The organism is Kitasatospora sp. NPDC089797, from assembly GCF_040684795.1.
Lineage (GTDB): Bacteria > Actinomycetota > Actinomycetes > Streptomycetales > Streptomycetaceae > Kitasatospora.
The window spans coordinates 61666-88268 of sequence record NZ_JBFBGS010000040.1 but is presented as its reverse complement, the minus strand read 5'-3'; the positions used below and the strand labels follow the sequence as shown (position 1 = coordinate 88268).

Below are 26603 nucleotides of genomic sequence, written 5' to 3'. Positions count from 1 at the left end.
GTCTGGGGCCTGCGCTCACCAGAACCGGGCGAGCGAGCTCTCCTGGAACGGCAGGGGCGAAATGCTCAGGTCCCCCACGAAGGGGCGGTCCAGGACCAGGACCAGCAGGAGGCTGAACCCGATGAGTGCGGCGACCGAGCTGACGAACAGCATCCGGGCGGCCTGGCCGGGGACTCTGTACAGCAGGGCCAGCAGCAGGATCACCAGCGCGCCGCCGACGACCAGGACCCACAGCAGTCCGGGCAGTTCCTCCTGACTGGCCTCGATCCGGGCCCGGCGCTGCCCGACGGCGTCGTTCAGGCTGTCCAACGCCTTGGCGTAGAAGGCCTGTTGGGACTGGCTCCGGGGCTCGTAGGCGCGCAGCGCGGCGTAGATCGCGTCCACGTTCTGGCCGGTCGCTTCGAAGGTGCCCCGTCCGGTGCGCATCAGCGGCCACTGCTGCTCGACCACCGCGTGCACATAGCTGCCGACGGCGTCGTTCACGGCGGTCCGGGCGCTCGGTGGGAACGCCTCGGTGTCGCGGACGACCTGGGAGATCGAGGTGGCCTCCGCCGACACGACGTGTCGGGCGTCCTGCAACTGCGTCCAGAGGTTGACGATGACGAAGGCGAGGATGATCCCGTAGATCGCGCCGAACACCCCGAGCACCACACCGACCATCTCGTTGTTCTCACCGGACGCCAGCGAGGGGAGGCGGCGGTGCGCCAGCACACTGCCCGCCACGGCCGCCGCCGTGACCCCGCCGACCACCAGCACGGTCAGCACCACGGTCGGAAGGTGCTCCAGCAGCCACAGTCCCACGACAGCCCCGGCCTCTCCGTCGGCGTACGCTCCGGCTGCCTGCCGGACCGGTGCGCTCAGGGGAATCGAAGCAGACGACCCGCCCCGCTCCGTGGACCGTCACCCGCCGCGTGGTGCGGTCGCGGGGCGGGCGGGGACCGCCACCGCCCGTCAGGTCCGCGCCGGAACCGAGGCCGTGGAGTACCGCCTCGGCGAGGTCCGAGAAATCGACACCAGCAGATCGTGCAGGAATGTCCAAAAGTCCGAGGCACGCCCTGGGCACCCCCCGATGGCTTGCCCGCGGGCCGATCGTCGCGTTCTGATGAATACCCGGAGCCGCCGGGTCCCGAACGGAATGCGGAAAGCCATCGGCTGGGCATTTCCGGACGCATCGACCGGCGGGCCCCGAATTCAGAGAACCCGGGCCGTTCACGAGAACGCCCGAACAGAACACGGAACGAGGAAACACCATGAGCCTGACCGACCTGCGCACCCTGGGCTTCCCGGAGCTGGACGCCGCCGAGGCCGAGGCAGCGACCGGCGAGGGACTCAACGCGGCCCAGTGCGCCCACATCAAGGCGCTCAGCTTCACCAGCGCGGTCTTCTCCTGCGGCGGCAGCCCGACCGACTACATGGCCATCTACAACCGCGAGTGCAAGGGCAAGTAAGGCCGCCGGCACCAACCAGGGGACAAGGGGTTCCGCGGCCGGCCCGCACGGCCGGCCGCGGGGCCCCGGCAGAGGAACCAAGCAGTGAACTACCGGCGATTCCACACCCACCAGAGCGGCGACACCGACTGCGGCCCCGCCTGCGTACGCACCGTCCTGCGCCGACACGGTCGGCTCGTCGACACCGCGCTCCTGCGCGACTCCGTCGGACTGGGCCTGCGCGGCTCGAACCTCGCCCGCCTGCGCCGCGTCCTCGCGGAGTACGGCGTCGAGTCCGACCTCCTGCGCCTCGACGCCGGCCAGCTCGCCCGCGCCCTGGCCGTCGCAGGACCGGCGATCATCCGCGTGCACATCGACAGCCGCCCGCACTTCGTCGTCGTCCACGCCGTGGACGGCACCCGATTCACGGTCAGCGACCCGCTGTTCACCGGCCCCGTCACCATCGACGCGGCGGACCTCGCCGAAGTCTTCACCGGCCACGCCCTCGTCACCGGCCGTCCGCAGGCCGGCTCCTCCCGCCGGGAACGTCGGCGCGGGCCCCGCCCGCAGCCGGTCCTGCGCCCGTTGATCAGATCGCACTGGCCCGCACTGGCCGGTCTGCTGGCACTGACCACGACGGTGTCGCTGGTCGCCCTGCTGACCAGCCTCTTCCTGAAGGTCGGTGCCGACCTGGTGCTGCAGGAGGACTCCACCCGCTCGCTCGACCTGCTCGCGGCCGTCCTCGCCCTGGTGGTCATGGTCGCGGCCGGGGTCAACCACCTGCGCGGACGGATGAGCGTGCGGCTCGGACAGTCCCTCCAGCGCCGTCTCTCCGAGGACTACGTCCGCCGGCTGCTGCGCCTGCCGCTCGGCTTCCACCAGGGGCGGCGCGCCGGGGACCTGGTGAACCGGGTCGACGACATCGGGGAGATCCAGTCCCTGGTGGCGTCCTCCACGGTCCGGTCGACAATCGACCTGGGTGTCGCGCTGCTGACCGGCGGCTACCTCGCCCTGGACGACCCGCCGGTCCTGGGCGTCCTGGCGGTCTCCGCCGCGCTCAACCTCTGCTCCTCCTACCTGCTGTTCCGTCCGATCCGCACGGCTGCGGAGGAAGCCCTCCAACGCGACGCGACGCTCAAGGCGGAGCTGTTCAACGTCCTGCGCGGCTACGAGCACGTGGTGGCCCTCGCGGCCCGGGACTTCGCCGTGCGCCGCGTGCTGGAGCGGCTCGAACTGCGGATCGCCGCCGAGACGCGGCTGGGCCGGCTCGGCAGCACCAACACCGTGCTCAAGAGCCTGAACCTCGGTCTCACCACGCTGTTCGTGGCCTGGACGTGCCTGCACCAGAGCCACGCGGGCGCCCGGAGCGTGGGCGAGATCCTCGCCACCGTCGCCCTGTCCGGCTGCTTCCTCGCCGCCGTCGACTCACTCGCCACCCTCCAGGTCACCTTCCAGCACCTGGCGGCCGCCATCGGCCGCTACCGCGACGTGACGCAACAGCGTGAGGACCCCCGGCTCGCCGTCGCGCCCGACCCCGGCCGCCCGGCGCTCCAGGGCGCGGACGTGGACGTCCGCGGCCTGAGCGTCGCCTACCCCGAGCAAACCGCGCCCGTGCTCCGGGACTTCGACCTCACCATCGGCCCCGGGCAGCGGATCCGGCTGGCCGGGGCCAACGGACAGGGCAAGAGCACCGCGCTCAAGGCCCTCGCCGGGTTCATCGAGGACCACGGCGGCACGATCCGCATCGGAGGCCTGGACCTGGCCTCGCTGGGCGACACCGCACTGCGCGAGCGCGTCCTCTACCTGGGCGAGACCCCCCTGCTGCTGGCCGCGAGCCTGCGGGAGAACCTCGACTTCGGCCGGTCCGCCGACGACCGGGCCCGGATGCTGGCCTGTCGCACGGCCGGCTTCGACGAGGTCCTGGCAGGTCTGCCCGAAGGGCTCGACACACTGGTGCGCGAGGACGGCAGCGGACTGTCCCGCGGCCAGATCCAGCGCCTGGCCCTGGCCCGGGCCGTCCTGCGCCGGCCCGACGTCTACCTCCTCGACGAGGCGTTCAGCGGCATCGACCGCGCCACGGTCCAACGGATCTGGGCCAACCTGGCCGAACTCCCCGCCGCCAAGGTCGTGGTCTCGCACACCGCCGCCACCGACCTCGCCTTCGACCACGTCATCCGGCTCCCCGCCCGCGACAGTCGGGGCCCGCGTACCGAGGAGCGATCGGCGTGCTGATCCACGACCTGCTCGGCCCGACTGGCCACCCGGGCCCGCTGCGAACGGACCTCGCACTGATCGCCGGGATGTCCCCGGACCTCGCCTGCCGCCCGCTGCCCGCCGACACCGGACGACGGCGGGCTGCGCCCCGGATCACCGCGGTCGTCCTCACCCACGACGAGGAGCACGCGATCGGCGCCTGCCTGGACGCCCTCACCCGGGACGTCGACGAGGTCCTGGTCGTCGACTCCGGCTCCTCGGACCGCACCCTGGCCGTCGTGGCCGCGCACCCGCTGCGCACCCGGGTCGTCCACGCCCCCTGGCAGGAGGACTTCGCCCGCCAGCGCAACCTCGCCCTCGACCACGTCCGCGACGGCTGGGTCCTCATGGTCGACGCCGACGAAGTCCTGGACCCCGGCAGCGCCGGGACGATCCGCCGAGCCGCGGCCCTGCTGGACCGCCTCCTGCCCGGGACCGAGCTCGCGGCGTGCCCGCTGATCGTCGACGACCACGACCCCGGCGGCCGCTACCCGGACCTGCCGCGCCTCCTGCGGGCCCGCACGGCCCTGCGCTACCGGGGTCGTGTCCACGAACGCCCTTACGACACCGGCGGCAACGCACCCCCGACCGTCCACCTCACCAGTCTCCTGCGCCACCACGGCTACCACCCCGACGTCGTGAGCGCGAAGGGCAAGCACGAGCGCCACAGCAGGCTGATCGCGCTGAGCCTGGCCGAGGAGCCGGACAACCCGAAGTGGGCCTTCTACCAGGCGCGGGCCGAACTCCCCGGCTGCACCGGCCCCGACGCGGCCCGCTCCCTCTTCGGGCGGCTCGCCGCGGCAACGGCTCCCGACGGCCCCGCCGCCTGCGACTACACCCACGAACGCCGCCAGGACACCTGGGCCCTGCTGTGCGAACTCGCCCTGCGCTTCGGCGGAACGGACGAGATCGACACCTACACCGGGCTCCTGGAGGCCGGCGGGCGGGGCGCCGAGGCCGCCTACTACCGGGTCTTCGTGACGATGAGCCGCAGCCTGCGGGTGCTCGCCCGGCTCACCGACACCGCGGGCGGCGCCGTGCAGCGGGCGGCCCCGGCGGACGTCCGCACCCGTGGCCGCCTGCACGAACTGCACGGGCTGCTGGCCCTCGCGGCCGGCCGCTACGAGCACGTCCAGGCCGCCCTGCGGGCCGCATCCGGGCACGGCGCGGGGACGTACCTGGCGGCCGAGCTGGAACGGCTGCGGAAATCGATCGGCGCCGAGGCGCCGATCCACTGAGACCCGGCGCCGCGTCCCTCCGGCAGGAATCGGGAAATGCGCCGCCGTAGCATGGAAGAAATCAACGAAAAGGAGATATCGATGACGATCGGACCGGGCCTCGCCGGAATGCCGATGGATGAATGGAAGATCCGTACGGCGAAGGGAAAGGAATACGCCTTCGACACCGAGCAGGAAGCCCGTGAGGCACTTCCGGAATACGGAGAGGGAAGCACTCTCTGGAAGCGGAAGGCCTACCGGGGACTGGCCGGCATCACCATGTCCCCGGGCGGCTGGACCCAGGTCGATTGACGGACCGTGCGCACCGGTGCGCCTGCCGCACCGGCGGCGGACCGGTCCACAGGCGGTGGTGCGTCACGGCTCGGACCGCCCGTACAGGAGATCCTGGATCTCCGGTACGGGCAGCCGGCCGGCGTGCGGGGCCAGGAGGTCCCGGAACCGGTCGGCGACTCCCGGCGGCAGCGTGCCGGCCCGATCGACGGCGCGGCGGACGGTGGCCACGGCCTCCTCGATCCGGTCGGCGGCCAGCTGGGCTTCCACGACCAGGCACAGGTCGATGACCGCATAGGGAGTCGGGGGCCCGTCCGCGGAGGCGCCGTCGCCCGTCAGGGCGCCGAAGCAGGACAGCGCGCGCGCCGGCTGCCCCAGGTGCAACCAGGCGTGGCCGCGCGAGACGGTGAGGAAGCCCTCGTCGATGCTGCCACCCGTGGGCTCGGCTTCCGGGTCCCACTGCCGAGGGGCCGCGGCGAAGGCACGTTCGGCGTGCTCCAGGGCTCTCAGGCCGGCCGCGGGTTCGGCGAGCCGGGCGAGGGCCAGCGCCCGATGGGTGTGCAGGAGGACGGCCAGGCGGGGGGTGGTGCGGGAGACGACGGTGCGGGCCGCCCGGAGCAGGGAGAGCACGTCCTGGGGGCGGCCGCGGTGATGGTGCCTGAAGCAGAGCTGGGTGAGGAAGGCGGCGGCGTGGTGGGAGGCCCCTGCGGCGCAGGCGGCTCGGATCGCCGCCAGGTTGTAGCGCTCCGTCCGGGCCTCCTCTCCCAGGACGTAGCTGGTCCAGGTGCACAGGGTGGCGGTACGGGCGGCGAGCAGGAGCAGCCGGGTGCCGGTGGCGCGGTCGTACCCGTGGCGGGTCAGCAGGTCGCTGATCAGCCGGTGCTCGGTGCGCGCGGCGAGGTGGAGCGCGTCCGGGGGGATGGTGGTGCCCGCTTCGAGCTCCTCGAGGGCGCGGATGCGGCCCTCGGCCCAGAAGAGCGTTTCGGGGGCGATGCGGGGGCCGTCGCGCTCCGGCGGGCGTGAACCGCTGTCGAGGGCCGCGACGGCGCCACGGATCACGGTGTCGAGGGACGGTCCGGTGGCGATCGGCCCGGAGCCGCGCTCCGCCGCCGTGTCCGCGGCGGAACGGGAGACGGCAATGGCACCGCGCGGGGTCCACGGCTGCCGGAGGAGGCTGTGGTCGCCCGTGGCGGCCGTCAGCCACTGCGGCCAGCCCAGGCGGAGCACCAGCCCGCTGTCCACCTGGTGGATGCGGGCGATGGCGAGCTGGGCGCTGAACTCCGGGGCGATCCGGCCGGACTCCCAGCGGGACACCTTCTCCCTCCGCGCGGCCATCCGTCCGTGGCCGAGCTCCGCGTGGGTGCGGGCTATCAGTTGTGCGTAGGCGGCCTGCGAGAGGCCGGTCGAGGCTCTCAGCGCGGCGAGGGGGTGTGCTGCCATCTCGGTCCATCGGGTCTGCGCGCCACGCACCTCAAGAGAAGGTCGGCGATTGGTGAAGGTTTTGTAAAGACTGATGAACATAGCTGGCAGAGCCCGGGGCGTCAACGCGGAGCGGCCCGGACGTGGTGGTCATGGTGCCGGATGCCCACAAGGGCGTCGGGTTGTCCGTCGGGCAGGGTCCGGCGCAGACGCCGGGAGGGGTGGAAGGCGCACAGGTCGAGGACGCCGGGCGGCTCGGCGAGGCCGGGGCCGCCGGCCTCGACCCAGGCGGTGATGTCGCGGGCGGCGTCGGGATCGTTGACCGGGCCGAGCCGGACCGGGCGCCCGCCGGCCTTGCGGCCTTCGGCGCTGGGCCGGACGACGATCACGGTGGCCCGCTCGCAGGCGTCCAGGCAGTTGACGGGCCGCACGACCGAGCCGGCGACCGGGGTCGGCATGGAGCAGTCCGCCGGCTCCCGCCAACTGCGGTTGCTGCGCAGATTCCCGCTGCCCGGCGTGACTCGACCGGTGACCGGGCGGACGCTACGCCGAACCTTCCACCGCCATGACGCACACCACCGGAACAACGAGCACAGCGACGTCAACACGGACTACGGTGCCACGGGGGTGCTGCCTGAGCGGACCGAGGCGCCGGCCGCCGGGGTGACTGTCAATGCCTCACGATGTGTCAGGATCCTTGCGGGTCAGGGCAGTCGGCCGTTTCGGTGCAGCCGGTGCAGAGCCAGCGCCAGGTGGAGGCGGCTACGACCTGGTGCGGTCTCCGGTGGGAAGCCCAGCGCTGCCGTCAGTTGCGGCAGCCGCGCCTGCAGCGTCGAGTGGTGGACCCGCAGGGCCGCGGCGGCCTGCCTCAGGCTGCCGTACTCCGCGAGGGCGTCGAGGGTGGCGAGCGCACCGGGCATCTGGCGCTCGGCCTCTCGCAACGCCCGCACGTCGGGGACCAACGCCTCGTCGGGACTCAGCCGTTCCGTCAGCACGGTGAGTCCGCCCAACTCGTCGTGGCGCAGTTGCCGTGGCCCGGGTTCGGCCGCGGTGCCTTCCGCGGTCAGCCGCAGTGCGGCGAGCGAGCCCGCCCAGGACACCGGGAGCTCGTCCAGTGTGACCACCGGCCCCAGTCCGGCTCGTGCTCGGCCCACCGTCGCCCAGCCGGTTGTCCCGGGCACCACGGCTGCCGTGACCCGACCGATCCGCGCCCGCCACCGCCGCAGGGCCGTCGTCGGCTCGCCGGTCGGCTCGTCCAAGGTCGCCAGCACCCGCAGCGGCTGGTCGACGGGCAGAGCCAGCCGGTGTGCGGTGCGGCGGCGTATGGCGGAGTCGGCTTCCGTGCCGAGCAGCAGCTCGACGGCCGCCGGGTCGAAGGCAGGAGCCCGGCCGCGGGTGCGGTCCAGCACGACGCCGACACCGACGGCCAGACGCTCCAGCACCAGTGAGTCCAACTCGCCCGCCGGTTCCTCGCGTTCGATCCACACCCGGCCGTCGGAGGTGTCCCGTAGCAAGACGGTCGGCCAGCCGGGAGTGAACGGCGTCGGGTCCAGCCGGTGTCCGTCGGGGTGGATCCGCAGTTGCAGGTGCCGGTCCGGATCGTGCAGTCCGGCGGGCCGCCCGGTGAGTACGGCCGCGGCCCGCACGAACGGGTCCAGGCCGGCCCGGCCCGCCAGCAGTGCGTCGAAGTAGGCGATCGCGCGCACCGCGCTCTCGGCGCCAGGGTCCAGAGCCGAGAGGCGCTCCAGGAGTTGTTCCATCCCGATCCTTCCACTGGGCTGCCCGGCCCGGTGACTCTACCTCGGCCCCCGACCGCCGGATGGCGGGTGACCTGCATGGACTTCCGCCGGACGGCGGTTGGCGGGCTCGGTCGGGCGGGCCAGGATGGTGCCCGCCGAACGACGACCGCCCCGCGGCGTCCGTCCCGTTCGGGACCCGTTCCAGTCTGTCCGAGCCCGTCAGGAGAAGAGCACCGTGACCAGCAGTGAGTCCATCCGTCCGCCCTACGACCCCGAGCTGGGCGCGGTGCTCGCCTCGCTGCCGCCCGCCCTGCGCGCGGTCTGCTCCATCCGGCCCGAGGACATCCCGGTCTTCCGGGTGGTGAACAGCTCGATGCGCCCCGATCCGCTCGCGTTGGCCCGGGGCGGCGCGGTACGCGTCGAACAGCGCACCGTTCCGGGGCCGCCCGGGGCACCCGACCTGCCGGTGCTGATCCTGCGGCCGACTCGCGGGCCCGGGCCCTGGCCGGCCGTCTATCACGTGCACGGCGGCGGAATGGTCTCCGGGGACGAGTGGGAGCTGGCCGACACCCTCGCCGAGTGGGTGGACCTGCTCGGCGTGGTCGGCGTCGCGGTCGGCTACCGGCTGGCGCCCGAACACCCGCACCCGGCACCGGTGGAGGACTGCTACGCGGGGCTGCGCTGGACGGCCGAGCATGCCGAGGAGCTCGACATCGATCCGCAGCGGCTACTGATCTGGGGCTCCAGCGCGGGCGGGGGTCTTGCGGCAGCGACCGCACTGCTCGCCCGCGACCGCGGTGGCCCGGCGCTGGCGCACCAGATCCTGCAGTGCCCGATGCTCGACGACCGCGCCCGTACACCGTCCAGCCGGGAGCTGGACGGCGAGGGGTTCTGGGACCGCACCTCCAACGAGACCGGCTGGCGGGCCCTGCTGGGTGCGGCGGCCGGCGGCGTGGACGTCTCCCCGTACGCGGCCCCGGCGCGCGCCGCCGACCTGGGTGGGCTGCCGCCGGCCTTCATCGACGTCGGCCAGGTCGAAACCTTCCGCGACGAGGCACTGGAGTACGCGGCGCGGCTGTCCCGGGCCGGTGTCCCGGTGGAACTGCACATGTGGCCGGGGGCCTGGCACGGCTTCGCAGTGGCCGCGCCACAGGCCGCGCTCTCCCAACTCGCGATCGCGGCACGTTTCGCGTACCTGCGCCGAGTCCTCGGCTGAACGCGGCCCTACGCATACGGGGCCGGCCGACGAGCCGGCACGGGCACCGGAGCCGGCGGGCAGGCCCGGGCAGATGCCTGGCCAGTGCCCTGTACCTTGCTGCGGAACAGCTCGTGGTAGGCGGTGAACTGCACCGCCGGACCATCGAGGGCCGGAACCTCGACCACCAGCTCAAGGTCCGGCACCGTCATCACCGGTGTCCGGCCGCGCTGGTGGGTCCGGACTCTCCCCCAGCAGCACCAACGTCGAAGTCAGCGCGGACAACTCCACCCCGGCAGGCTGGTTACGACATGGTCGCGGCCACACTCGCGAGCATGATGATGGTATCCGGTCGCCCGAGGCGCCGGTGACGAGGACTCCGCCGTCTGCAGTGACAGCAGCGCGTGCGCCGACGGGCAGATCGAGGGGGAAGCGTTGCGTGGTGGGTACGGTGGCGTTCTTCATCGTGATGAGAGCGCTGACACCGCCATGGCGACGGACGCGGGTTGCGACATCGGCAGGGGCATCCGGCCGGTGTGGACGGTCCCGACGGCGGTGGGGCGGCCGGTGACGACCAGGCGGTGGAGCTGGTCGGCGAGCTGAGCGCGGTTCAGACGACACGGCGGCTTGCGGCTCCGCCTCGAACTCTGGTCAGGCCTCCGCGGACGACCTCGCGCGGGACCTTGCCGAGCTCGCCGCCGACTACCTCGCCGCCGGCGACCCCCCCCGAGGCCGCCACTGCCTGTCCTCGCGCGACCTGCTCCGGATTCACCAAGGGCCCGTCCCCTCACCGAGGGGGCGGGCCCCGGTCGGCGCCGGCAGCGTGACCACAGGGGGTGACGACGGGAGCCGAGGAGCTATTCCAGTGCCTGCCGGGGCGATCTGCAGCTGGAGCCCCCACGAGAATCTCGTGGGGGCTCCAGCGTCCAAACGTACTGGCATCCAGACGGAGGGACTGTCTGTCAGTGACAGCGGGAGAGGCTGTCCTGGCGAATGGCTTATTTCCCGCCGATACCTGGAGTTTTTCCGTAGTAGGGGCGGACGGTGCCGGCCAGCTTCCGCTGGATCGACCGAAGTGTCCTGATAGTCGACTCATCACTGAGTCCCGTGGTTGTCGACCATTCGACGCCGGAACCCATGAGGTCGCTTACGAAGACGATTTCAACAGCCAGGAGGATGCGAGCCCAGTCCGCCGGAGCGATTGGGGAATCATCCTTGAGTGCAGTCCGAAGCCTTCGGCATTGATCGAGCAGGTCCTGTACGTTCCCGAAGCCCATACCGGCGGCGAGTTGGTCACTGCACCAAGCTGGCCCGCCCCATTCCAGGAGCGCTCGTCCCAGGAGTTCAATTTCGCTCTGTTCGAGCAAGCTTCGCGCTGTGGCGTCAAGTTGTTGCATCAATTCAGCGTACTCCAATATTCTTCCAGCGTTTCCGGGTTTCGACGGAATATGGTACCGCCATCCGGGTGCATCGGGTCATGGATGACGATGGTTGTGCCGTCCTTTCCGAGGAAAGCCTTTCGGCCGCTTCCCAGTTCCTTGGTTCGTGCAGGATTCTTCATGACGCTCTCCGTGAGCTTGTGAAGATCGTCGACCGACAGCCCTGGGGTCTTGGTCGCATCCTCGACGGTTTTTGCCTGCTTTGCGATCGCGCGGAGCTTGAGGACCTTTCCGGCGGGGAAGGCCCCTGCGGCGATTTCTGCATAGGCACTGACGTTCTTCTGCTTGATGCACTCTTCGAAGCTATCCACGCCGGCAGCTGATTTGAAGAACTGCATCAGGCCCTTATTGAACTCCTCCTTGGTATCGATGACTACGGCCTTGTTTCCTCCCTTCATGAAGACGCACGCCGTCGTGGCTCCGGGGGCTGAACGCGCCACCGCTGTGGCAGGCGTTCTTCTCCTGACCCTTCGCGTCCTTCGCAACCTGCTCCAGATGTTCCCTGAGTACCCTTTCGAACTCCTTCTTGGCCTCCTCCTCGACCTTCTTGGCCTCGGCCTGGATGCCCGTTTCCTCAGCCTTCAGTGTGGAGAGCCCGGCGGTAGTGGGGTCACGGGTACCGGACTCCATGGCTTCATCGCTCTTGATCAGATGGCAGGCCTGGCTTGCTGGGTATCCCGTGGACGGACTGCCCGGTCGGGGTGGATGATCCGGTCATGCCGACTGAAGAAGAGCTCGATTCCATGGAGGTGCGCATCGCGGCCGCATCCATGGGTCCGTGGGTTCCCGTGCTGGAGACTCGCGGTGCAACCGGCGGGGCGAGCTGCATCCAGATCGCTCCGGCCACTGCCGTGGATGACGATGAGATGTATCTCAGTCGGTTCATCAACGGAGAAGGGGTTCAGGCCAGTCCAGACTCGCAACTGGATGCCGATCTTGATTTCATCGCTTCCGCGCGACAGGACATGCCCCGCCTGGTTGCTGAGGTGAGGCGATTGCGAGGCCTGCTGGAGGGGGACAGCGACCGGCGGCATGCTGCTTTCGTGGCGCTCCGTGAGCTCGGGCGAAGCCTCGACTACCGTGACCGGGCTGATGCCGGTCGTGGCCTGGCGGCCTTTGCCGAGATGCAGGAGGCCCTCGGGCCGCTGCTGGAGCTTGTGCTCGACCCGGGTGACACCTTCGTCACCCGGGTGACCGCGGAAGCCGTGCTTCGGCGAAAGGACAGGGCCGGGCTGACGATCGTCGCCTCCGCGATGGCAGTCGCCGACGCGAATCACAGCGATTGGATCCACAGCGCAATCGTGGATGTGTTCAGCGTCTTCTCCGAGGACCGGGACAAAGCGATGCAGTTGTGCGAGGAGATGCTGCAGGACACCGACGACCGCGTTGCCCTGGGGGCCCGTCAGCTGCACGACATCCTGGCCGAGATCGACCCCGTTCTTCGCCCCGCGTAGCTCGGATCAGCCTGCCGGAGCTGCGATCTGGGCTTCGAGGTCGGCGACGCGGCGGTTTTGGAAGCGGAGGTTGGAGCGGGCGGCCTTCTCCGTACCGACTCCGGAACACGACAGACATCCCGGTCCCGGTCGGTAAACGAGCCCATGACGTCCAGGTCACAGGCCCAGACGGACATCACGAACAGCACAACTCACGGTCGATAAAGAGACGATGGACCTCGGCGTTCATGACGACCCGGAGACCCGGACTGGCACGGCCGAGCGACGGTGTGGTGAAGGCGATCGCGGCCGGCTCCGGAGGCACCCAGATGATCCTCACCCGGTGGCCGCCCGAACCACTCGCCGACCGATCGCATCCAGGACCGGGGCCGGACTCGAGTCCAGGCCCGGTCCTACGCTCCGGCACAGCCACCAGCCGGAGGATCCTCCCGACGACCGCGCCAGGGTGACCGATCCCACAAGTCCTCGGGCCATGAGGCGGAACACGCAGGCCCGGGGGGAGACCCGTGCGGTCTAGCGGCGCCGGGTGGATTGGCCCCCGGCGGGTATGCCGCCGGGGCGGTCCTCCTACTCGCCGACCAGCAGATCAGCCAGCGCGGTCAGCGAGTTCACGGTCCAGTCCGCACTCGGCGCGCTGGTCGTGAGACCGATCGGGCCTCGGCGGAGGTGTGCGGCACGCAGCCCGGCGGCCTGGGCCGGTGCGACGTCGTTCGCGGGGTGATCGCCGACATACGCGATCTCGTGGGGCGCACCGGGCGCCCACTCCTTCACGCGTTCGAAGAAGGCCGGGCTCGGCTTGGACAGCCCCCACTCGCCGGAGGTGGCGATCGCGTCGGCCGGCAGGCCGAGGTCGCGTAGCAGCCCTGAGACCGCCGCGTTCTGATTGCCGGCGATTCCCACCCACATTCCCGCTGCCTGCAGCCGGGCCAGAGCGGGGCGAACGTCTGGGTACAGGTCGGACTCGTCGAGTGCGTCGCCGTGGCCGGTCGCCTGCCGGGCCTGCCACTCGGCGGCGACGTCCACGCCGGGCCTTGCGATGCGGATGGCGTCCGCGTTGTCACGGCCCTGCGCGAGGACTGCCCCGACCAGGGCAGACATCGTGTGTGTGGGTACGTCGAGCCAGCGGGCCCAGTCGCCCCAGTAGCGGGTGTCGCTGGTCAGGGTCTCGCCGATGTCGAACACCACGGAGCGCATGACGGCGAGCCTACGCCTGGCCGTTGGTCGCCCATGAGCCCCCAGGCGCACGGGTACGTGCGCGCGGTCGACCGCTGGCGGGACAACCCACCGCGCGGCATCGGACTGCGGCCTCGCCTCACAGACGTACCGGTGCTCGCGGTGCGCGTGTCGGGTCAATGTCCGGTCTACGTCGTGGTGGGTGGGCGCCTTCGACATGAGGATGGGTCTCCAGCAGGCCCGGCCGTCGGGGCCGTTGGCCGCAACCCCCTGGTGTCGCGCTTCGATGTCGGGGCCGACCCCTTGGGGGAAGCATGCACAAACATGGTTCGCCCCGTGAGCCAAGCCTGTACCCACTGCGCTCATCCTCTCGCCACCAGCGCGCAGTCCCCCAACATCCGCTTGCTGTCTTGATCCTCACCGCCATAAATTCCCGGTCGGTGTGTTGCCGGTAAGCGTGTGAGTGTCGTTCCCGGTCGCTAAGGTGCGGCGCATGCAATCGCTGATCACCGCCATCTACGAACACGCCGACGCCGCCCGTTTCCTCGCCTGGCCGGGCGACTTTGACCTCGACCGGGGAGACCACGGCGAGGACGTCCACCTCGCGTCGGGCGCGGCCCTGGAGGGCTTCGCGGGTGATGGAGCAGGAGGCACGTACTTCTTCTGTGGCGATGGCGGGGAGGAACGTCCGGTCCTGTACGCGGATTCCGGAGGTGGCGCGGCTCTGGTCGCGATCGGCCTGCCGGAACTCCTGCGGCTCCTCCTAGTCGCGCCCTGGTGGCGCGACTGCCGAGCGTTCACCGCGGAGGAGAGCGGTGAGCTGGCCGCCGAGTACGTGGAAGACATGCCCGACCTGGCAGTTCGGCGGGACCGTGCGGCCGAAGCTCTCGGCCTTGACCTTCCCACTGAGGCCGACGTCCTGGCCCGCCTGCGCGAGGTCGCGACCGATGCGGGCCAGGACTTCATCCTGATCCTCACGCCGGAGGATGAACCCTACGACCCGCTGATCAAGATCTGAGCGGCACGCCCGTCATCGCCCCGACCACATGCGACTCGGTTCTCAGGAGATGATCACTCGCCACTCGAAAAGCGGGCTGCGGATGGTGCCTCCCTGCCGCGCTCAGCCCTACTCGTGACCATCCCGCCCTTGTTCCTCGGCGCGTGCCGCGAGGTACTCGGCCCAGTCGCGTCGGGCGTAGGCGACCCAGCGGATGGCAGTGTGGCGGTGCATGCCGGTCAGATCGGCGAGGATGGGGCTGGGGAGGTCGGCGGCGAGCGCGGCGAGGGCGGAGTTTCGGGCCGCGCGGACCGCGATTCCGTGGCGGTTGAGCTTCTGCGTCATGGCGTGGGTCGAGATGGGCTTCCCAGGGACCAGGCCCGGGAACAGCAGCCGGGGCCTGGGCGAACAGGGACCGTGCGCCGGGCAGGGGCTCTTCCACCATCTGGTGCAGCAGACCGGCCAGTTGCGGGGGCAGCAGCGAGCCGGCCGGGCCGTCATCCTGCAGTTCGACCGGACGGAGGAGGCGACCGCCTGACCGCCGTGCTCCGCTCCTGCCCGTCCGGCCGCGCGAATCCGGAGAAGTCCGGGACGCGGGAGCCGGTGGGGCGCCAGGGTGGTGGCCATGACGAACGAGAGTGGGCTCGCAGGGTTCTCGGCGGCGCCGAACGGCTGGCGGGTGGCGATCGCCTCCCCCGAGGATTGTCAGATCATGGTCGTCCCGGTGATCGGCTGGGTGCCGATCGCCGAGGACTCCGGCTCGATCGCGGGCTCCTCCCTGGAGCCGGTGGTGCTCTTCGACAACGCCGGGGAACCGATCATCTCGACGGTCCACGCCTCCCTCGCCGCTTGGGACGACGGCTCCTCCGTGCACCAGGTGCTCGCGCCGGGCTTCGAGGTCCGCGAGCTTCCCGATGGCTGGAAGGCCGTGGAGTACGGCGACGACTGAATCCGTGGTCGGGGGGCTGGAACGGTGAGGATTCCTGTAGTTGGTCCCTGCCACAAAAGGCCAGGTCAGAAAGCATATAGGCCTGCCGTCAGGGACTGAAGGGACTCAACTTCCCAATGGTGATCAGCACTCTCAGGAACGTACCTACGCGCGCCTGCATACGAGCAGCACCCCCGGTAGCGCAAAGAACGCTTATAACGAGGAAGTTGAGTCCCTTCAACCCCTCGCCAGCAGTCAGAATGGCTTCTGAGCTGCGAAAATCAGGCAGGAATCGAAGCTGGATTCGGAAGGGACCCAAGGTCGACGGCCCCTCCCTTCCCACACGACAGTCCCTGTCGGCGAAGATCTCCCGCAGAGACTGCCGCCCCGGGGGTTGCGCTCATCGTCCGCCGGGTGGAAGCCGACCTCGGCCCCGCCGATCTCGACCCAGGCGTAGACCGCCCCGGTGTCGCTGACGTCCAGCTTTACAGGGACGTCCAGGAGCTCACCCCACCACCGGGCCGACGCCTCGGGGGCTGCGGCGAAGGTCATAACGGTACGTGCAGCCTTGAACACCGGACCACCTCCAGTAGTCCTGCACGCGGAACAGGGACAGCCGGATTCCCCAGCCGAGGAGCCCGGCCGCCGCCATGTCGGCCGTCCCCGAACGACTGCTTCTCATCCTTCCGGACGGCCTGGAATGTCAACCGCAACGTGCCCGCACCCCCGTCCACCGGTCCGGGCCCGCTCGGTGGCGCGAAGCCCGAGTGCCACGGTGGACGGCCGTGGCAGGATCGACATGGTCACGTTGAGAGAGGATCCCATGACTCCTGGCCATGACGAGTGGACGGTGCTGGAAGCTGCCGCCGAGGACTCCGACTGGCTGACCGGGAAGCTCCCATGGGAGCACCGGACTGCGGAGCACGGGTGCGCGCGTCGGCTCGTCAGGGCGAAGGTGTGCGAGCTCGCCGATCCCGAACAGCTCGACGCTCTCGCCGTCGGCGGAGGCCGGTCTCCTACCCGGGGTGGACGCCGACCTGCTCGGTGCGGCCCCGGACCGGGCGCGCCCGACGGAGGGCTCCAGCCGCCACAGCGTGGACGTCACCGGAGCCGAGCTCGTGGTGATCCTGCGGGTGTTCTCCCTGGAGTCCCTGCGCGGCGGCACGGCCGGCTATCACCGTGTCCTGCGTTCCTCGCCGCCGGCCGGCGCGTTGAGGCCCGACCGGGTGTCCCGCCCGGAGCCCGGGGTCGTGCGGGCGCACGCTGCCGGCTCCATGGTGCCGGCCGGCTGAGCTGACGGTCCGCCTGCGTCTGATCCGATAGTGCCTTGACCAGTAAGGAGCCTTGCCATGTCCGCCGAGCCATTCGAGGTCAGCATCACCGAAGCCGAGATCGCGGACCTGCGCGACCGATTGCGACGGACACGGTGGCCCGAGCGCGAGCCGGTGGACGACTGGTCACAGGGTTTGCCGCTGGCGTATGCGCAGGAGCTTTGCCGCAGCTGGGCCGAGGACTACGACTTCGGGTTCGCCGAGCGGCTGAACGTGTTCCCGCAGTACCGCGACACGATCGACGGGCTGGGCATCCACTTCCTGCACGTCCGCTCGCCGGAGCCGGACGCGTTCCCGCTCGTGCTCACGCACGGGTGGCCGGGTTCGGTGCTCGAGTTCCTGGAGGTCCTCGGCCCGCTCACCGACCCGCGCGCGCACGGTGGCGACCCGGCGGACGCGTTCCACGTGGTCGCGCCGTCGTTGCCCGGGTACGGCTGGAGTGACAAACCGTCGACAACCGGGTGGGGCATCACTCGCACCGCGCGCGCCTGGGACACGTTGATGGTCTCGCTGGGTTACGAACGGTACGGCGCGCAGGGCGGTGACTGGGGTTCGGCGGTGTCCGCGGTGCTGGGCGATGTGGCGCCCGGGCGAGTCGCCGGCGTGCACCTGAACCTGGGATCCGTGGCGGCGGGCACGTTCGACGACCCGACGCCCGCGGAGCTGGCGAATCTCGAGGCCGAGAAGGAGATGCGGCGCACCGGTCGGGGGTACTCGGCGATCCAGGCGACCCGGCCGCAGACGCTCGGCTACGGCCTCACCGACTCCCCGGCGGGGCAGGCCGCCTGGACCGCCGAGAAGTTCTGGGCGTGGACGGACAACGACGGCCATCCCGAGGACGCGTTGTCGCGGCAGACGATCCTCGACGAGATCTCGGTCTATTGGTTCACCGCGTCGGCCACGTCGTCGGCACGCCTGTACTGGGAGAGCTTCGCCGACTTCCGGCACAAGGTGACCGCGCCATCCGGGCTGTCGGTCTACCCGCGCGACATAACCCGCCCGTCGAGGCGGGAGGCCGAGCTGCGATTCACCGACCTGCGCTGGTTCGAGGAGCTACCGCATGGTGGCCACTTCGCCGCACTGGAGCAGCCGGAGTCGCTGGTCAAGCAGGTACGCGGGTTCTTCCGCCTGTTCCGCTGACTGTCCGTGCCACCCCTGGGAAGCCCGCGCCCAGGGGATGGTCCTGTCCGTCCCCGGGTCTTCTCGATCGCCACATCCAGCCCCACCGGCTTCTTCCCTGCCGTTCGCCCGGGCAACTCGCGGTAAGCCCTCGGCCAGACCGCCGACCGCAACGCCCCTGCGGACCGAGACCCGGGAGAAGCACGCCGCGACTACGCCCTCGGCCACGGCCTCGTCCGCCTCACCTGGCCAACCACCCCGAACATCCACGCCCTTGAACACCGCAGCCGCCTCATCGGCCGGACCGAAACCTACGACCACGACAACACGGTGCACAGCGCACGACACCGGAGCCATCTTGGCGGGTTTCCGGTATCGGGTGTCGACTTACCAGTGGTCCTCAGCCCGCCGGGTCTTCCAGAGTGGACAGCGAGCGAGCGCCGGCCCTTCGACCTCACGGCCGGCGCCGCGACGTACGCGCTCGGCGCGTACCGACCACTGTACGGATCATGAAGGGCTCGCACGCATGACTGAGACCCACGGCGACACGGCCGTCGTCATCATCGGGGCCGGCGTCGCCGGTCTGACTCTCGGAAACCTCCTGCTGCGCAACGGCGTTGACTGCGTCGTGCTGGAGAAGCACCCTCGCGCCTACGTCGAGAAGCGCCAGCGCGCCGGAACGATCGACACCTTCGGCGTGCGCCTCCTCCGCGAATGGGGCCTGGAGGAGGTCCTCGCAGGCGACCCCATCCCGTACAGCGAGGGCGGCTTCTACATCGACGGCCACGCGGTGCCGATCGACGTGGACGAGGACGACAACGAGAGCATGTACTGCCCGCAGCAGGTCCTGGTGCGCAACCTCACCGAGGTCTTCCTCCGCGAGGGCGGTGACCTGCGCTACGAAGCCGCAGACGTCACCCTGGAAAACCTCGCCCAGGGCCACCCCGTGGTGCGCTACCGGGACGCCGACGGCGCGGCGCGAGCCATCGACTGCGACTTCATCGCCGGCTGCGACGGCTTCCACGGCGTCTCCCGCCGCTCCATCCCCGCCTCCGCGCTGACCGAGTACTCCCACGAGTACGGCTACTCCTGGCTCAGCGTCCTGGCCGCCACCGAGACCAAGCCCTCGGGCATGGCGATCCACGAACTGGGACTGGCCGGGATGATCCCCCGCGGCCCCGAAGCCAGCCGGATCTACTTGCAGTGCGCGGTCGACGACACCCCCGAGCAGTGGCCGGACGAGCGGATCTGGAGCGAGCTGGAGGCCCGCTTCGGCACGCCGCCCTCGCGTGGGCAGATCCTGTCCAAGCAGATCGTTCCGCTGCGCAGTGTGGTGTTCGACCCGATGAGCTACGGCAACCTCTACCTCCTGGGCGACGCCGCGCACATCGTGCCGCCGATGAGCGCCAAGGGCATCCACCTCGCCCTGCACGACTCCGAGGTCTTCGCCCGTGCAGTGATCCGCCATGCCAAGGAGGGCGACTCCAGCCTCCTCGACAGCTACTCGCAGACCTGCCTGCCGCACATCTGGAACTACCAGGCGTTCGCGACGTGGATCACCGACGCCATGCACAACGCAGGCTTCACCGGCTACGAGGGCGAGTTCAAGAAGCAGATCGCCCGCGCCGAGCTCCAGCGCCAGTTTGCCTCCGAGGCGGCGAACAAACTGTTCAGCGAGCTGACCTCCGGCACCAACTAGTGCCGCATCAGACTGCGTTCGCCTCGTCGTGCTGGGCTGCTCGGTTGCCGCCCGGCAGCAACCGAGCGGTCAGAACGATCACGAGGCAGAGCGCGTGAGAGTGAGGCACCCCGATGACGGCGGGTGTGTCCGGTGGATGGCGCTGTCCCGTAGTCGGTGGTGACGAAGCGTCACCGGCGTTGTCGGCAGACCATTCGAGATGCCAACACGATGGTGGGGACGGTGTTCTCCGGTCTGTCGCCCCTGGTGAGCGGGAACGTGCTGGATGAGGGTGCGGCGATCCGGGCGGTGGCCCGGACGATGGACGGGCCGGTGCCCTGCCCGGTGTGCGGGGCACCGGCGGACCGGGCGCCTGGGTCCGAGTGGACCGGCCCGGGCAGGCGACACCGCTTCGAGCACCGCCCGCCCGGGCGGTGCATGAAGTGGAGGTGCGGGGGTAGCCGGAGGTCCGTGGGCAGGGCAGGCGGCGCGCGGGTTACCCCCCCGGACCCGGCGCGCCGCCCCCGCCCCGCCCCCGCCCCGCCTCCGGCCGGTCTCGCCGTCGCGAGGCCGGCCCCCCACGAGGTGGACGGCTGGGGCTACTCCGCCCAGTGGTGGCACCCGCCGGGCGGCGACGGGAAGGACTACTCCGCCCTCGGCATCCACGGCCAGTACATCTACGTCGACCCCGTCACCCGGACCGTGGTGGTCAAGCTCAGCGACTACGGCGACGAACAGGACGAACAGGAGACCTTCGACACCATCCGCGCCATCACCCGGGACCTGGACGCGTCGCACCCCGGATAGCGCGGCGTGCCGCGGACGGCACGTGCCTCACTCCGGCGGGACGCGGCCTTCGGCCAGCCGGGCCTCGTAGGCGATCAGCGCGGCCTGCGTGCGGTTGGCCACGCCCAACTTGGCCAGCAGCCGGGAGACGTAGGTGCGCACCGACGACGGGCTCATGTGCAGCGCGCCGGCGATGTCGTCGTTGGCCATGCCCCGGCCGATCAGGCCCAGGACCTCCCGCTCGCGACCGCTCAGCAGGGGGATCCGCTCCCGCTCCGCGGCGAACAGCCCCGGCGCGGTCTCCTGCACACGGGTCACCAGCCGGCGCAGGACGGACGCCACCAGCACCGCGTCCCCGGTCGCCGCCGAGCGGACCGCCGCGACCAGCTGCGCCGGGCGAACCGACTTCACCAGGTAGCCGCCCGCTCCGGCACGCATGGCCCGCAGGACGGAGGCGTCGTCCTCGAAGGCGGTGAGCACGAGCACCGACGGCGGATCCTCCAGGGCCCGGACGAGTTCGGTGGCCCGGACCCCGTCCATCCGCGGCATGCACAGGTCCATCAGCACCACGTCCGGCCGGAGCCCGCGCACCAGCCGCAGGACGTCGAGGCCGTCGGCGCCCTCCCCGACGACCTCGATGCCGCCCGCCTGTTCCAGGATCGCCCTGGTGCCCGCGCGCACGAGGTCCTGATCGTCGACCAGTACCACCCGGATCCCCGGGCCGGCCTCAGTCACCGGTTCCGGCCGGGAACAGGGGGAGTTCGGCCCGCAGCAGGTGCCCGCCGTCCGGCGTCGGCCGCGCCGTGAGGGTGCCGTCGAGGGCGGCGATGCGCCCGGCCAGCGCCGCGAGCCCGGTGCCGGTGCCGACACGGATGCCGGGGCCGCCCGGCGCGGTCGGACTCCGTTCGGGTGGAGCCGAGTTGAGGACCTCGACGACGAGTGTCCGGCGGTCGCGGTGCTCGGCGCAGTCGACCCGGGTCAGGGCGCCGGCGGCGTGGCGCAGCACGTTGCTCAGGCCCTCCTCGACCGACCGGTACGCCGCCTCCTGCACTTCCGGCGGCACCACCCGGCCCGGCGGCCAGTCGCACCGGAGATCGATCTCCTGCTCGTGCAGGCGGTAGACGTCCACCAGGGCGCCGAGGTCGGAGAGGCCCGGCCGCCCGGTCCGCCCGGCCACGGCCGACGGGCCTTCCCCCTCCCGCAGCACGCCGACCACCTGGGACAACTCGGCCATCGCCGCCTGCCCGGCCTCGAACACGACCCCGCAGCGGGCCCGGACGGTCTCCTGGCCGGGCCCCGCCGCCGACTCGATCGCACCGACCTGGAGCAGCATCAGGCTGATCCGGTGCCCGACCCCGTCGTGCGCCATCTCCGCGAGCCGCAGCCCCAGCCGCTGCGCCCGGTCGCGTTCGGCCAGCGCACGGAGTTCCTCCCGGGCCGCGGCCAGCTGCTCCTGGCGGTTGGCCAGCAGGGCCGCCAGCACCACCATGACGGTCTCGACCACCCCGTGAGCCACGTTCGAGGCCAGGGCGTCCGGCAGCATCAGCACGTTGACCCGGTCGTTGAGCAGGCCGCTGAGCGCGAGGAGCAGAGCCAGCGCCGAGCCGGTGCGGTACCGGCCGGAGCGCAGCAGAACGAAGATCGCCGGCATCAGCGGGAACGACACCCCGGACAGGACCGCGGCGGCCGTGGCCGCCCCCGCGAACGCCCAGTGGCGCCAACGGCCGAGCACCAGCAGGCCGGTGGCGATCGCCAGGGCGAGCATGGGCGGCCACTCGGCGCCGGGCAGCAGCAGGACCTCGTGGTGCTCCTGGAGGACGGCGTACGTCGCGGCGAGCAGGGCGAGGCTGAGCGCGAACGCGCCGACGCGGCACAACCGCACGTCCCCGTACCGCTCCGCGACATTCATGTTCGGTCCCCCACTGGTTCGGCCCGGCGTCGGTGCCTGTCCAGAATCGTGCCGGTTCGTCTCGATATCGACACGACACCCGACGAGTTGGGCAACGAGTGGATCACGTACCGGCCACGGTGCGACCGTGATCCGCTGCGGCCGAGCCGCCCGCGCCGCGGTCGGGCGATCACGCGGCTCCGGCGAGCGGCGCCGACGGCCGATCGTCAACATCCGTCCACAGCGGGGCCGATCCCGTCAACACCGGGCGACGAAGCGGGACCGCCGGGCCGGACAGACTCGCAGGCCTCGCAAGATCCGGATCCCCGAAGGAGCCCCTGTGATACGTCGCCACCGCCTGCCGGTCGTCCTCGCCGGTGTCGCAGCGCTGTCCGTCCTCGCGCTGCCCGCGCGGGCGGCGGCCGCCGCCGGACCGACCGGGCCGGCACCGACCGTCCCCGCTCCGGCGGACTCCACGGCGGCCGCGGTGGCGGCGGTCGTCGAACGGGCCACCGGCACCGCGGCGCTGGCCCCCGCTGCCGTCGGCCTGGCCGGGGTGCCGGAGAGCTCGGGCCGGCCCGCGACCGCGGTCGGCTCCACCGGCGTCACGGTGTCCATCGACCTCCCGGACACCCGGGACGTGCCGGGCGTCCGGGCCGGCCGGGGCACCACCGTGTACGTCGGTGCCGCCCCGGCCACCGACCTGGCCGTCCAGGCCACTGACGGCGGCGGCATCCGCGCGCTCACCGTCCTCAAGGACGCCACCGCCCCCCGCGAGTACCGCTACGGCATCGGCCTGCCCGAGGGTGCGCGCCTGGTGCCGCTCGACGGAGGCGCGGTGGCCGCCGTCGCAGCCGACGGCAGGACGGTCCTCGGCGGATTCGCGGCCCCCTGGGCCGAGGATGCCGACGGCCGGACCGTACCCACCAGATACCGCGTCGAGGGCGACACGCTCGTCCAGACCGTCGACGTCGGCCCGGGCACCGCCTTCCCCGTCACCGCGGACCCCTGGTACAACCCGCTGTCCTGGAAGCTGCCCGACTACGCCACGTGCGTCTCCAAGGAGGGCATGGCCGGGATGGCGACCGGGATGGTGGGCGGCGCCTTCGTCGGTGGCATCGGGGCCGGGCCCGGGGCGTTCGTCGGCGGGCTGAGCGGCATGGCCGGCGGCCTGGTCAGCTGCTGACGCCGTGAAGGACCGCAGGGAGACCATTCAGGCATTCGCCGGCGTGGCCGTTGGCGGCGTGGTCGCAGGGTTCCTCTCCACCTGCACCTCCGATCCTGTCCTGGCCTTGGCCATGGCCGTCGGAGTCGGCCTGCTCGTCGGCATCACGCTGTGGGTGCTCCAGGGGGCGAAGCGGCGGAGGTGAGTCGGTACAGGTGAACTGCCGGCGCCTCGTCGCCCGCTGCCCCGCGGTCGGCACCGCGGGGCAGCGGGCGTCGCCGGTGGTCGTCGCCGGTGGTCGTCGGCCCGGCCGGCGGAGGGCGCGCCGGTTCCACCGGGCCGGAACGGTCACGGGGGAGCGGCTCAGGTGCGGGGTTCCCAGCGGAAGCGGCGGGCCGCGATCCAGGCGAAGACGGCGGTCCAGGCCAGGGAGAGGGCGATCCGGGCGAGGGTGTCGAGGGCGGTCAGTTCGCCGGACCATCCGGACCGGACGAGGTCGACGGTGGCCGACAGCGGGGCGAAGAGGAGGAGGTCGCCGAGCGGGGCGGGCAGCACCTCGCGCGGCAGGTAGACGCCGGAGACCATCGGCAGCACGAACAGGGCGGGGAGGGTGGCCACCATCACGGACTCGGCGGTGCGGCAGAGCGCGGCGGTGGTCGCCGCCATGGCGGCCATCAGGGCGCAGCCGGTGAGCAGGCCCGCGAGCGCGGTGAGCGGCTGTCGGACGCCGGTGCCGGACATGACCGACACGGCGGCCGCCACGGCGGCGATCTGGGCGATGGTGACGACCACGTACATGGAGGCGCCGCCGGTCAGGATGGCGAGGTCGGAGACCTGCCCGGTCCTGAGCCGCTTGAGGACGAGTTCCTCCCGGCGGGCCACGTACAGGCCGGTGACGGACGAGTAGAGGGAGAAGATCAGCAGGATGCCGGTGGCCGTCGCCGCCATCACGGGCGCGGCGTTCAGGCCGTGGGCGGCGAGGTCGAGCTGATCGTGGACGAACCGCATCGCGACGATGATCATGAGCGGCGCGAACACGACGAAGACGTAGTTCCCCTTGATGCGCCGGAACAGCTTCCACTCGATGCGGAAGAGGGTCTTCATGTGCGCGAGGTCGACGCTCTTCACGTCAGGTCAGCTCCTGGTCGTCGTCATCGTTCCCGTGGGCGGCGGCGATGCGGATGAAGGCCTCCTCGAGGGAGGCCGGCCGCGCGGTGAAGCGCTCCAGGGTCACCCCGCGGGCCTCGGCCCAGGTCAGCAGCCGGGTGGCGTCCCGTTGCAGGTGTCCGGTGGCGAGGGTGATCCTGCCGTCCGCCGTCCCGGGCGGCGCGGCGGGGGACAGGCCGGGCGGAAGCTCCTCCCGCAGCCCGGCCGGCAGGCCGAAGGAGAGGGTCGCCGGGTGGTCGGCGACGATCTGCCCGACGGTGCCCGCGGTGGCGATGCGGCCCCGGTGCATGATCGCGAGCCGGTCGGCGAGGGTCTCGGCCTCGTCCAGGTGGTGGGTGGTGAGCACGACGGTGGATCCCCGCTCCCGCAACTGCCGGATCAGACGCCAGGTGGCCTGCCGGCCCTCCGCGTCCATGCCGGTGGTCGGTTCGTCGAGGAACAGCAGGTCCGGCTGGGCGAGGGTGGCGACGGCCAGGTCCAGCCGGCGGCGCTCGCCGCCGGAGAGGTTCTGCACCAGGACGTCCGCGCGACGGCTCAGTCCGGTCAGCTCCATGGCTTCGGTGGCGGCGCGGGAGCCGGCGGTGAGGTCGGCCCACATGCCGACGGTCTCGGCCACGGTCAGGTGGGAGATGAAGCCGCCCTGTTGCAGCATGGCCCCGGTCCGCGGACGGATGGCGGAGCGGTCGGCGACCGGGTCCAGGCCGCCGAACAGCCGGATGGCCCCCCGGTGCGGGCGGGCGAGTCCTTCGAGCAGTTCGACCGTCGAGGTCTTGCCCGCGCCGTTCGTGCCGAGCAGGGCGAACAGCTCGCCGCGCCGCACGGTGAAGCTGACGCCCCGCACGGCGTCGAACGCCCGCTTCCCCTGCCCGTAGCGGCGCCACACGTCCTGGACCCGAATGCAGTCCTCCGGGTCGTCCCGGGTCATCGGTCCCCTCCTCTGGATCGGCCTCCGGCGGCGTACCCGTCGAAACTATTGCCTCTTCTTGGGTTTGCCAACCCTTGGTAATGCAGTGGTAAAATGTGGCGCAGGTCACATGGATTTAGTTTGACGTCGTATCATTTGGCTGACTAGCGTCAAGGACCACACGGCGAGCCGCGTTCGGTGATCGAGGCGGGCGGATGCCGTGTCAACGGGGTGGGTCGATCATTTCCCTTCGGGGCTGCTTTCCCCGTTCCTGCGCGGCGGTTCCCGCCCCCGGCCTTTTCCGGGCCGGGCGGACGGCGCGGTTTGCTGAGGCCTGTTGCAGGCCGTCGTAGATTCCTTCAGGACCATTTCCATGGGAAAGGAACCAGCAATGTTCTTGCAGAAGATGAATTCCGACCCGTCGTTGACCGGGGCGCTCCGGCCCGGTTCGGCCGCGGGGGGCGTCGCACCGGTGATGGCCACGCCGGCCATCTTCGCCACGCCGGTCATCGCCAAGGCCGCGGGCGCCGTCGTCGGTGCGGGTGCCGTCGCCGGCGCGGCGTACGCCGCCTACAAGACCGCGGGCGGCTGACCGCCCCGCCGACAGCGCGGACGTACGGAAGCACGGAAGCACGGAAAGCGCGGACGGTTCGGAAGTCCGGAAGCGCGGAGAGTCCGGAAGCGCGAAAGGCGCGGGGCCCGTGCGGGTCTCGACGCCGGGCCCGGGCCTGGGCCGCTCCGGCCACCTGTGGACGCGGTGTCGGCAGACAATGGAAGTGTCTGCCGACACCGTGCCCTCCCCGATATACCAGATCAGTGGAGGAATCACGTCATGTCGGTCCTCATCGACAAGATCAACGCAACTGAGATCCCGGCGACCGGCGGCGCGTACGCGCCCGTCCTGGCCACCCCGGCAGCGTTCGTGGCGGGTGTGGTGGCGGGCGCCAAGGTGAGCGGCGCGCTGGTCGCCGCCGCCGGTGTCGGCGCGGCCGTGGCCTCGGCCAAGAAGTAGTGGCCGACCGGCGGGGGCGAC

At 71.3% G+C, this 26603-nt stretch carries 28 protein-coding genes and 1 pseudogene; 17 read left to right on the top strand and 12 right to left on the bottom strand.

Features of this window, described 5'->3' with window-relative positions:
• Nucleotides 1-15: 15 nt before the first annotated feature.
• On the bottom strand, nt 16-801 hold the full coding sequence (locus AB0O91_RS28780) for a DUF4239 domain-containing protein (RefSeq protein WP_363438919.1): 786 nt from the start codon (nt 799-801) through the stop codon (nt 16-18).
• A gap of 449 nt (nt 802-1250) precedes the next feature.
• On the opposite strand from AB0O91_RS28780, the gene AB0O91_RS28775 reads away from it, so the two are divergent.
• The 4 genes from AB0O91_RS28775 (at nt 1251) to AB0O91_RS28760 (ending at nt 5209) form a co-directional block, all read left to right on the top strand.
• A complete protein-coding gene (locus AB0O91_RS28775; protein WP_363438917.1) occupies nt 1251-1448 on the top strand; it encodes a hypothetical protein in 198 nt (65 codons plus the stop codon).
• Nucleotides 1449-1532: 84 nt separating this feature from the next.
• A complete protein-coding gene (locus tag AB0O91_RS28770) occupies nt 1533-3659 on the top strand; it encodes an ATP-binding cassette domain-containing protein (protein ID WP_363438914.1) in 2127 nt (708 codons plus the stop codon).
• Nucleotides 3653-4918: a glycosyltransferase family 2 protein gene (locus tag AB0O91_RS28765; RefSeq protein ID WP_363438911.1), complete on the top strand. Its 1266-nt coding sequence runs from the start codon at nt 3653-3655 to the stop codon at nt 4916-4918. Before AB0O91_RS28770 ends, AB0O91_RS28765 begins: the two co-directional genes overlap by 7 nt.
• A gap of 81 nt (nt 4919-4999) precedes the next feature.
• Entirely contained in the window at nt 5000-5209 is a 210-nt protein-coding gene (locus AB0O91_RS28760) for a hypothetical protein (protein WP_363438909.1), read from the top strand.
• Nucleotides 5210-5272: 63 nt separating this feature from the next.
• Here the strand turns inward: AB0O91_RS28760 and AB0O91_RS28755 are convergent, their stop codons facing one another.
• From AB0O91_RS28755 to AB0O91_RS28745, 3 genes and pseudogenes are all read right to left on the bottom strand, one after another.
• Entirely contained in the window at nt 5273-6628 is a 1356-nt protein-coding gene (locus tag AB0O91_RS28755) for a hypothetical protein (protein WP_363438907.1), read from the bottom strand.
• A 101-nt stretch (nt 6629-6729) separates the two neighbouring features.
• A pseudogene (locus tag AB0O91_RS28750) lies at nt 6730-7044 on the bottom strand (hypothetical protein); the annotation flags it as partial.
• 267 nt (nt 7045-7311) lie between these two features.
• Nucleotides 7312-8367 (bottom strand): helix-turn-helix domain-containing protein, encoded by a 1056-nt coding sequence (locus AB0O91_RS28745; RefSeq protein WP_363438905.1) that lies wholly within the window; start codon nt 8365-8367, stop codon nt 7312-7314.
• 214 nt (nt 8368-8581) lie between these two features.
• Here AB0O91_RS28745 and AB0O91_RS28740 point away from each other — a divergent pair, with 214 nt between their 5' ends.
• Nucleotides 8582-9562, top strand: coding sequence for an alpha/beta hydrolase (locus AB0O91_RS28740; RefSeq protein ID WP_363438902.1), 981 nt, complete (start codon nt 8582-8584; stop codon nt 9560-9562).
• Nucleotides 9563-10539: 977 nt separating this feature from the next.
• Here AB0O91_RS28740 and AB0O91_RS28735 read toward each other — a convergent pair.
• Nucleotides 10540-10938 carry a hypothetical protein gene (locus AB0O91_RS28735; RefSeq protein WP_363438900.1) on the bottom strand — a complete coding sequence of 133 codons (399 nt, stop codon included), beginning with the start codon at nt 10936-10938 and terminating at the stop codon, nt 10540-10542.
• A complete protein-coding gene (locus tag AB0O91_RS28730) occupies nt 10938-11378 on the bottom strand; it encodes a hypothetical protein (protein ID WP_363438898.1) in 441 nt (146 codons plus the stop codon). The genes AB0O91_RS28735 and AB0O91_RS28730 overlap by 1 nt, the downstream gene beginning before the upstream one ends.
• A 318-nt stretch (nt 11379-11696) precedes the next feature.
• Between AB0O91_RS28730 and AB0O91_RS28725 the strand changes: the two genes are divergently transcribed.
• The gene (locus AB0O91_RS28725; RefSeq protein ID WP_363438896.1) at nt 11697-12434 is read left to right on the top strand and encodes a hypothetical protein; all 738 of its coding nucleotides are present in this window, start codon (nt 11697-11699) and stop codon (nt 12432-12434) included.
• A 567-nt stretch (nt 12435-13001) separates the two neighbouring features.
• Here AB0O91_RS28725 and AB0O91_RS28720 read toward each other — a convergent pair.
• Nucleotides 13002-13628: an HAD family hydrolase gene (locus tag AB0O91_RS28720; protein ID WP_363438894.1), complete on the bottom strand. Its 627-nt coding sequence runs from the start codon at nt 13626-13628 to the stop codon at nt 13002-13004.
• Nucleotides 13629-14100: 472 nt separating this feature from the next.
• On the opposite strand from AB0O91_RS28720, the gene AB0O91_RS28715 reads away from it, so the two are divergent.
• Complete coding sequence (locus AB0O91_RS28715; RefSeq protein WP_363438893.1) at nt 14101-14625, top strand: hypothetical protein; 525 nt, start codon at nt 14101-14103, stop codon at nt 14623-14625.
• A 108-nt stretch (nt 14626-14733) separates the two neighbouring features.
• On the opposite strand, the gene AB0O91_RS28710 is transcribed toward AB0O91_RS28715, so the two are convergent.
• Nucleotides 14734-14949, bottom strand: a complete 216-nt coding sequence (locus AB0O91_RS28710) for a hypothetical protein (RefSeq protein ID WP_363438891.1) — start codon at nt 14947-14949, stop codon at nt 14734-14736.
• Here AB0O91_RS28710 and AB0O91_RS28705 point away from each other — a divergent pair.
• The 6 genes from AB0O91_RS28705 (at nt 14948) to AB0O91_RS28680 (ending at nt 20467) form a co-directional block, all read left to right on the top strand.
• The gene (locus tag AB0O91_RS28705; protein WP_363438890.1) at nt 14948-15142 is read left to right on the top strand and encodes a hypothetical protein; all 195 of its coding nucleotides are present in this window, start codon (nt 14948-14950) and stop codon (nt 15140-15142) included. The two genes, AB0O91_RS28710 and AB0O91_RS28705, sit on opposite strands and share 2 nt — an antisense overlap.
• A gap of 87 nt (nt 15143-15229) precedes the next feature.
• Nucleotides 15230-15553: a hypothetical protein gene (locus AB0O91_RS28700; RefSeq protein WP_363438887.1), complete on the top strand. Its 324-nt coding sequence runs from the start codon at nt 15230-15232 to the stop codon at nt 15551-15553.
• A 1004-nt stretch (nt 15554-16557) separates the two neighbouring features.
• Nucleotides 16558-16824, top strand: coding sequence for a hypothetical protein (locus AB0O91_RS28695; protein ID WP_363438885.1), 267 nt, complete (start codon nt 16558-16560; stop codon nt 16822-16824).
• A 57-nt stretch (nt 16825-16881) separates the two neighbouring features.
• On the top strand, nt 16882-18003 hold the full coding sequence (locus AB0O91_RS28690; protein ID WP_363438882.1) for an epoxide hydrolase family protein: 1122 nt from the start codon (nt 16882-16884) through the stop codon (nt 18001-18003).
• 505 nt (nt 18004-18508) lie between these two features.
• On the top strand, nt 18509-19681 hold the full coding sequence (locus AB0O91_RS28685) for a 4-hydroxybenzoate 3-monooxygenase (protein ID WP_363438879.1): 1173 nt from the start codon (nt 18509-18511) through the stop codon (nt 19679-19681).
• A gap of 564 nt (nt 19682-20245) precedes the next feature.
• A complete protein-coding gene (locus tag AB0O91_RS28680) occupies nt 20246-20467 on the top strand; it encodes a hypothetical protein (protein ID WP_363438921.1) in 222 nt (73 codons plus the stop codon).
• A gap of 27 nt (nt 20468-20494) precedes the next feature.
• On the opposite strand, the gene AB0O91_RS28675 is transcribed toward AB0O91_RS28680, so the two are convergent.
• Nucleotides 20495-21181 carry a response regulator transcription factor gene (locus AB0O91_RS28675; protein ID WP_363438877.1) on the bottom strand — a complete coding sequence of 229 codons (687 nt, stop codon included), beginning with the start codon at nt 21179-21181 and terminating at the stop codon, nt 20495-20497.
• Nucleotides 21174-22355 carry a histidine kinase gene (locus AB0O91_RS28670; protein WP_363438874.1) on the bottom strand — a complete coding sequence of 394 codons (1182 nt, stop codon included), beginning with the start codon at nt 22353-22355 and terminating at the stop codon, nt 21174-21176. The genes AB0O91_RS28675 and AB0O91_RS28670 overlap by 8 nt, the downstream gene beginning before the upstream one ends.
• Nucleotides 22356-22674: 319 nt before the next feature.
• On the opposite strand from AB0O91_RS28670, the gene AB0O91_RS28665 reads away from it, so the two are divergent.
• A complete protein-coding gene (locus AB0O91_RS28665; protein ID WP_363438872.1) occupies nt 22675-23520 on the top strand; it encodes a hypothetical protein in 846 nt (281 codons plus the stop codon).
• 4 nt (nt 23521-23524) lie between these two features.
• Nucleotides 23525-23704 carry a hypothetical protein gene (locus tag AB0O91_RS28660; RefSeq protein ID WP_363438870.1) on the top strand — a complete coding sequence of 60 codons (180 nt, stop codon included), beginning with the start codon at nt 23525-23527 and terminating at the stop codon, nt 23702-23704.
• Between the two features lie 158 nt (nt 23705-23862).
• Here AB0O91_RS28660 and AB0O91_RS28655 read toward each other — a convergent pair whose 3' ends face one another.
• Nucleotides 23863-24627 (bottom strand): ABC transporter permease, encoded by a 765-nt coding sequence (locus AB0O91_RS28655; protein ID WP_363438869.1) that lies wholly within the window; start codon nt 24625-24627, stop codon nt 23863-23865.
• A 1-nt stretch (nt 24628) separates the two neighbouring features.
• Nucleotides 24629-25591: an ABC transporter ATP-binding protein gene (locus AB0O91_RS28650; RefSeq protein WP_363438866.1), complete on the bottom strand. Its 963-nt coding sequence runs from the start codon at nt 25589-25591 to the stop codon at nt 24629-24631.
• Between the two features lie 370 nt (nt 25592-25961).
• On the opposite strand from AB0O91_RS28650, the gene AB0O91_RS28645 reads away from it, so the two are divergent.
• Together AB0O91_RS28645 and AB0O91_RS28640 are read left to right on the top strand one after the other, a co-directional pair.
• Nucleotides 25962-26162 carry a hypothetical protein gene (locus tag AB0O91_RS28645; protein ID WP_363438863.1) on the top strand — a complete coding sequence of 67 codons (201 nt, stop codon included), beginning with the start codon at nt 25962-25964 and terminating at the stop codon, nt 26160-26162.
• Nucleotides 26163-26402: 240 nt separating this feature from the next.
• On the top strand, nt 26403-26582 hold the full coding sequence (locus AB0O91_RS28640) for a hypothetical protein (RefSeq protein WP_363438859.1): 180 nt from the start codon (nt 26403-26405) through the stop codon (nt 26580-26582).
• The last annotated feature ends 21 nt before the right edge of the window (nt 26583-26603 follow it).